This is a genomic window from Streptomyces lushanensis, assembly GCF_001700515.1.
Classification (GTDB): Bacteria; Actinomycetota; Actinomycetes; order Streptomycetales; family Streptomycetaceae; genus Streptomyces; species Streptomyces lushanensis.
In genome coordinates, this window is sequence record NZ_MAUD01000585.1 from 1 (window position 1) to 6,580 (window position 6,580).

Consider the following 6,580-nt stretch of genomic DNA (forward strand, 5'->3'; position numbering starts at 1 on the left):
CGTACCCGGGCGACTCCGACAACGCGGCGAGGTGCCGTGCCAGGCGTTCCGGGCCCGCGAAGATCGGCCGGACAGGGCCTAGTACGGCAGGGCCCGCTTCGCGAAGGCCGGCGCCAGCTTGTCCTGCGAGGCGCGGGGGAAGGCGACCGTTTTCGGGTCCCCGTCCGAGATGTACCAGTTCTTCCCGGCGGCGAGCTTGTCCAGCCATCGCGACGAACCGAACTCGGCGTCCGCGTCCTTCGGCCCCGCCGAGCGGATCCGCGGGATCGCGGCGGGTGTGAAGTCCTTGGCGTACGGCGAGACCGACGGGTTGGCGCCCACCAGGTACACCCCGTCGTAGCGGTAGCCGGTTCCCCGCGCGGCGACGCCGGACTCCTGGGGCATGGCCCCGAAGGGGAGCGCGAGAGACGTGACCCGGGTCCCGGGCGCGGCCTTCACGATCGCCTGCTGTCCGTCGGCGATGGCCTTCGTGGCACCCGCCTGGTCCAGGGAGCGCAGGTTCTGGTGGCGGTCGGTGTGGTTGCCGACCTCGTGCCCGTGCTCCTTCAGCCAGGTCAGCGCCTTGGCGGAACCGGTGGCCGAGAAGGCGTCCGCGTTGACGAAGAAGGTGGCCACCGGTTTGAACTCGGGGTACTTCTTCGCCGTCTCCGCCAGGATCGCGATGGCCGTGTCCGGCGCCGGGTTCCCGTCGTCGCCGAGCCGCACCTGGCTGTTGGTGGAGTCGTCGAACGTGAGGACCACCGGATGCGTTCCGGCCGGGATGCCGATGCGGCCCGTCTGGAAGTCCCGGGCGGTGACCGGCACGTACTTCTCCCGGGCGAGGCGCTCCAGCTCGGCCCGGAAATCGGCCGGGGTGCGGTCGTAGACGCTGGCCGGTTTCTCGGTGAGCTGGTGGTACATCAGCACCGGCACCTGGCCGAGCTCGTCGGCGCCGACCTCCGCCGGGTCTTTGGCGGCGTTGCCGGCCGCCGCTGAGGCCGCCGCCTGCTGTTCCTCGGCGGTCGGTGACGATCCCGAAGAACAGCCCGAGGCGAGCAGGGCGGCGCCCGCGAGGGCGCAGAGCGGGACGAGCGGGTGGCGCATGAGGGACCTCCAAGGCGAATGTGTCGCGCCATCCCTACCGACGGCGGGAGCCCCCGTACCGCACAGTCCCCTGGATGGCGCAGTCACCACGCCGGGGCCCGACACCGCCTTTCGTGTGAAATCCTGTCGGAACAGGAGGAATAGTCCGCTGTATGGCAATCAATGGAGGAACCACCCCACCACGGCACGAAGGACGCCACGATGGCCATGAGATACATATCCAACTCCGCCTCCTCCTACGGTCCCCACCGTCCGTTCCGCAAGCGCGCCCTGATAGCGACGGCCGGGGCGCTCGCACTGGGTGGAGTGGGCTGGACCTTCCTCGCGCTGGGACCGGACGTGCAGGGTCTCGCCGACGGCGCCGTCCTCAACGGGCGCAAGTCCGCGCAGATCAGCGCTTACCTCGACGCCGGAGCGGCCGGCAACCCGGACAAGGTGCGTGCCACCCTCGACGGCGCGGTGGTCCCCGTCATAGCTGACGGCCCCCGTCTGAAGCTCGCCCTCCCGCGTCTGAAGGAGGGCCGGCACACCCTGGTGGTGAAGGGCGACGCCCGCCTCCCCCTGCTCTCGTACCGGGAGGTCGTGGACTTCTCCGTGGACGTCACCGCTCCCGTCCTGAAGGTGACCGACCCCGAGATCAAGAACGCCGCCGACCCCGTGACCATCACCGGCAAGGCCGGCACCGACGCCAAGGTGACCGTCGACGGCAAGGAGGTTCCCGTCGACAAGACCGGGGTCTTCAAGATCACGGTGCCCAAGGGCACACCCGTCGTGAACGTCACCGCCGCGGACCGTGCCGGAAACACCACCACCAAGGCCGTCAACGCCCGGGGCCGTCGCCCCATGATCCGCGCCGCGCACATCACCGCCATCGGCTGGGGCAACGACACCCTGCGCGGGGGCGTCCTCGCCCTGGTCCGCAGCGGCAAGCTCAACGCCGTCCAGCTGGACGTCAAGGACGAGGACGGCGAGGTCGGGTACGCCTCCGAGGTGCCGCTGGCCCGTCAGATCGGCGCGGCCAAGGGCTACTACGACGCCCGCAAGGCCGTGGCCGAGATCCACGCCGCCGGCGCCCAGGTCATCGGACGCATCGTCGCCTTCCGCGACCCCAAGCTCGCCTCGGCGGCCTGGAAGTCCGGCAAGCGCGACCAGGTCGTGCAGACCGCCGACGGAGAGGCGTACGCGGGCGGCGGCCACTACGGAAAGCTGTCCTTCACCAACTTCGCCGACCCCACGGTCCGCAAGTACAACCAGGACCTCGCCGTCGAGGCGGCCAAGCTCGGCTTCGACGACATCCTCTACGACTACGTGCGCCGCCCCGACGGCCCGCTGTCGAAGATGCGGTTCCCGGGCATCGGGTCCGCCACGCCCGAGCAGTCCATCACCTCGTTCGTCGCCGACACCCGGACCGCGATGCGTCCGCACGCCAAGTACCTCGGTGTCTCGGTCTTCGGCATCGCCGCCACCCGGCCCACCGAGATAGCCCAGGACATCGGGGCCCTGGCCAAGGTCAGCGACTACATCGCGCCGATGGTCTACCCGTCCCACTGGGGGCCCGGGGAGTACGGCGTCGCCAACCCCGACACCGCCCCGTACGCGATCGTGCAGCGCTCGCTCGCCGACTTCGCCCGCCACACCAAGGGCACCCAGACGGAGGTCGTCCCCTGGCTCCAGGACTTCTCGATGGGCAGCACCTACGGGCCGGCCCAGGTCGCCGAACAGATCAAGGGCGCGGCGGCCAACAAGATGAACTCCTTCATCCTCTGGAACGCCGGTGCGCGCTACCAGGGTGCGGCGCTCCAGCAGATCGTCGCGCACTGACACTCCCGGCGGCACCCGGTGGTACGGGCGGGCCGGCCGGCAGCCTCGTGGTCGTGGCCTCGGGACGGTGCGGTTCCTGGCAGGTACGGTTCCTGGCAGTAGGGGCGGACTCGCGGAAGATCGCCAGTTCGCCTCCTCAGGACCTTCCGGCCAGGACCTTCCGGCCCGAGCCGAGATGGCCGGGGCCGCGTCTGCCGCGTGAGATCAGGGCGTACGGGCGAGGTCCGTGAGGGCGTCGAGCCGCGTCGGTGTCCAGCCGAGTTCCTCGCGCGCGCGAGCGCCCGTGAACTGCTGGTCGAGGGCGAACGCCTCGGCGATCGGGCCCATGCGGGCCTCCGCCTCCTCCAGGGAGAGGGAGGTGACGCGTCCGGCACGGCCGGCGCCCTGTGCCACGGCCCTGGCGATCCGGGCCAGCGGGATGTTCTGGCCGCTCACACCGGCGTAGACCGATCCGGCGGGCGCGTCCAGGGCCAGCACGTACAGTTCCGCCACATCGTCGACATGGACGAGTGCCCAGTGGTTCCGCCCGTCGCCGATGGACAGAACCGTGCCCTCGTCGCCTCCGGGGCCGACGAGGAACTGGTCGATGAGGCCCTCACCGTGGCCGTAGACGAGCCCGGGCATCACGACGACGGGCCGGCTTCCTCCGGAGGCCCTGGCCCGTACCTGTTCCTCGTTCTTGAGCCGCCAGGAAGTGAGCCGCGGCGGATTCAGCGGCGCGTTCTCGTCCACGACACCGTTCGTATTTCCGTAGACCCATACGCCACCGGTGTGCACGTAGGTGCCGCGCCCTCCCAGGCCGTCCAGGAGTGCCTGCGACGCCGCGAAGTCGACGGCGGCCGTGTCGGCGCCGTAGTGCTGCCCGAGATGGATGACGCCGTCCGCCTCGCCGGCCGCCGCGCGCAGCGTTCCGGTGTCGGTGAGTCCGCCCGGGACCGGGGTGGCGCCCAGGGATTCGACGCGCTGCGCGGACCGGTCACTGCGTGCCAGGGCCGTTACCTCGAAGCCCTTTCGGATCAGTGCCTTGACGGTGGCTCTGCCCACATACCCGGAGCCGCCCGTGATGAATACCTTCATGGGAATCGGACCCCTTTGTCAGTCGGATGCCGAGTCGGAGATCGGCCGAGTGCCGATGAAGCCGCTCTCTTACGTGTTCGACTGTGCGGGGACACCCGCGGCGCTGTCCAAGACCTGATCCGCTGTCTGTGATACCTCCCGGGCATCAGCGTGGGGCGGAGCTCCCGCCGCCCGGCCGGCCCCGGCCGGCCGAGTCGAGGGCGATCCGGGTGAACTCCTCGACCAGCCCCCGGTGACGGCCGCCGGCCCAGGCCAGGCGGACATGGCTCGGAGGGATGTCGTCCACCGGCACATGGCAGATGTCCGGACGGGTGTAGAACAGCGCGGTGGACAGGGGCAGTACGACGACGCCGCGCCGAGCGGCGACCTGTTCGAGTTTCTCCTCGGTCGTACGGATCAGGGGCTGACTCCGCCGTTCCCGGCCGCCCCGGGCCGCGACCAGGTCACGCCACTCCGGGACCGCGTCAGGATTCTGGAGCAGATGCTCGTCCGCCAGATCCGCGATGCCGACGCTCTCCTTGCCGGACAGCGGGTGATCGCCCGGCAGCACGACGACCCGCTGTTCGGTGAGCAGCGGTACGGTCTCCACCCCGGTCGGATCGATCGGCATCCGGACATAGCCGACGTCCACGCGACCGTCCCGTACGACATCGGCCTGGTCCTCCCAGCTGGTGCGCACCACGTCGATGTCGAGGCCGGGATGACGGCCGGCCAGCGTCCTCACGGCGTCCGTCACGATCAGACCGGGCATGAACCCGACGGTGAACGTATCCGTGACACGCGCGGCCCTCACCGCTCTGCGCCGCATCGCCGCGGCACTCGCCAGCAGCGGGCGGGCATCGGCGAGCAACTGCTCGCCGGCCGGGGTCAGTTCCGTACCGCGCCGGTCGCGGCGGAACAACCGGACCTTGAGGTCGCTCTCCAGTGCCTTGATCTGACGCGAGAGCACGGGCTGAGCGATATGGAGCTCCTCGGCCGCGCGGCCGAAGTGCAACCGTTCCGCGACGGCGACGAAGTAGCGGATCTTCCGCAGGTCGACGTCCATGCGCGTCTCCTCCCACCGGTGATACCTCCAAGGTATCACCGGGCTTTCCCGGCCGCGCGGTCGTACGGGCCCGACGGCTTCGACGGGCAGCGGGCCGCCCCGGCGGCCATGCTGGGAGTCCCGCCGGGGAACGGGCGCGGTCGGAGCGAGGGCGAAGGTGCCCCGGGGCGAGCAGGAGGCCGTCAGGAGGTCGTCATGAGCATGAAGGTGTGGTTCATCACCGGTGCTTCCCGTGGATTCGGGCTGGAGATCGCACGGAAGGTCCTTGACGGCGAGGGCGCGGTCGTCGCGACCGCCCGCGATCCGCGGACCGTCCATGACGCACTGCCCGCGGGCGGCGACCGGCTGCTGGCCGTGCCGCTCGATGTCACGGTCGAGGAGCAGGCGAGGCAGGCCGCCGACGCCGCCGTGGAGCGTTTCGGCAGGATCGACGTGCTCGTCAACAACGCGGGACGCGGGCTGCTGGGAGCGGTCGAGGAGGCGTCGGCGGACGAGGTGAGGGCGGTCTTCGAGACCAATGTCTTCGGGCTGCTGGCCGTCACCCGCGCCGTACTGCCGGTGATGCGCCGGCAGCGCGCCGGCCGGATCATCAACATCAGCTCGGTCGGCGGCTTCACCGCGGGCACCGGCTGGGGCGTGTACGCCGGGACGAAGTTCGCCGTCGAGGGTCTCAGCGAGTCCCTGCGTGCCGAACTGCTGCCTCTCGGGATCCTCACGACGGTTGTCGAGCCGGGTGTGTTCAGCACGGACTTTCTCGACTCCAGCTCGCTGCACCGCGTGGGACAGGTCATCCCCGACTACGCCGATACGGTGGGCCGTACCCGCAGATGGGCGCAGGAGAGCAACCACGCCCAGGAGGGTGACCCGGTCAAGGCGGCCGAAGCCATCGTGACGCTCGCCGCCATGGCCGATCCGCCGAGCCGGCTCCAGTTGGGAGCCGACTCCGTCGAACGGGTGCAGGCCAAACTGGATCTGGTCGCCGAGGAACTCACCCAGTGGCGCGAACTGGCTCTGTCGACGGCCCACGGCGGTGGCGCGGGGAGCTGAGGGGCGGCGCGGACCCCGAACGTGAACGGCCTGGACCCGAACGTGAACCGGGGGCCGCGCCTCGGGCGCGGCCCCCGGTCCGGGACGTCGTTCCACCGGTCCCGGGTCTGTCGCCGGACTACCTGTCGAGCAGCCCGTTCATACGGGTGATCTCGGCGCTCTGAGAGGTGGCGACGCGGTCGGCCAGGTCCTTGGCGGCCTGGTTGGCGCCCTGGGACTGCTCGGTCCTGGCCATGGTGACGGCGCCTTCGTGGTGCTTGACCATCAGTTTCAGGAAGGCGGTGTCGAATGCCGCGCCGGACGCGTTCTCCAGCGCGGACATGTCGTCCTCACTCATCATTCCGGACATGGTGTGTGCGGAATGGTCGGCGTCGTGGCCGGCGTCGTCGGCCGGCACCTGCTCGCCCCAGCCCTTGAGCCAGGCGGACAGGGTCTTGATCTCCGGGGCCTGCGTCTTCCTGATCTCGGCGGCGAGCGTCATGACCTCCGCCGAGATCAGGAAGACGC

6 protein-coding genes are annotated in these 6,580 nt (G+C 70.4%); 2 read left to right on the forward strand and 4 right to left on the reverse strand.

Annotated elements, in window-relative coordinates; all coding sequences use genetic code 11:
* Positions 1–78: 78 nt before the first annotated feature.
* On the reverse strand, positions 79–1,083 hold the full coding sequence (locus tag BFF77_RS31545; protein ID WP_066956898.1) for a polysaccharide deacetylase family protein: 1,005 nt from the start codon (positions 1,081–1,083) through the stop codon (positions 79–81).
* Between the two features lie 207 nt (positions 1,084–1,290).
* Here BFF77_RS31545 and BFF77_RS31550 point away from each other — a divergent pair, with 207 nt between their 5' ends.
* Positions 1,291–2,904: a putative glycoside hydrolase gene (locus tag BFF77_RS31550; protein WP_079125660.1), complete on the forward strand. Its 1,614-nt coding sequence runs from the start codon at positions 1,291–1,293 to the stop codon at positions 2,902–2,904.
* A 204-nt stretch (positions 2,905–3,108) separates the two neighbouring features.
* Here the strand turns inward: BFF77_RS31550 and BFF77_RS31555 are convergent, their stop codons facing one another.
* Positions 3,109–3,981: an NAD-dependent epimerase/dehydratase family protein gene (locus BFF77_RS31555; RefSeq protein ID WP_066956904.1), complete on the reverse strand. Its 873-nt coding sequence runs from the start codon at positions 3,979–3,981 to the stop codon at positions 3,109–3,111.
* A gap of 145 nt (positions 3,982–4,126) precedes the next feature.
* Positions 4,127–5,026 (reverse strand): LysR family transcriptional regulator, encoded by a 900-nt coding sequence (locus tag BFF77_RS31560; protein WP_066956907.1) that lies wholly within the window; start codon positions 5,024–5,026, stop codon positions 4,127–4,129.
* 201 nt (positions 5,027–5,227) lie between these two features.
* On the opposite strand from BFF77_RS31560, the gene BFF77_RS31565 reads away from it, so the two are divergent.
* Entirely contained in the window at positions 5,228–6,073 is an 846-nt protein-coding gene (locus BFF77_RS31565; protein WP_066956910.1) for an oxidoreductase, read from the forward strand.
* 118 nt (positions 6,074–6,191) lie between these two features.
* On the opposite strand, the gene BFF77_RS31570 is transcribed toward BFF77_RS31565, so the two are convergent.
* The coding region (locus BFF77_RS31570; RefSeq protein WP_141698596.1) for a DUF305 domain-containing protein at positions 6,192–6,580 on the reverse strand (389 nt) is incomplete at its 5' end.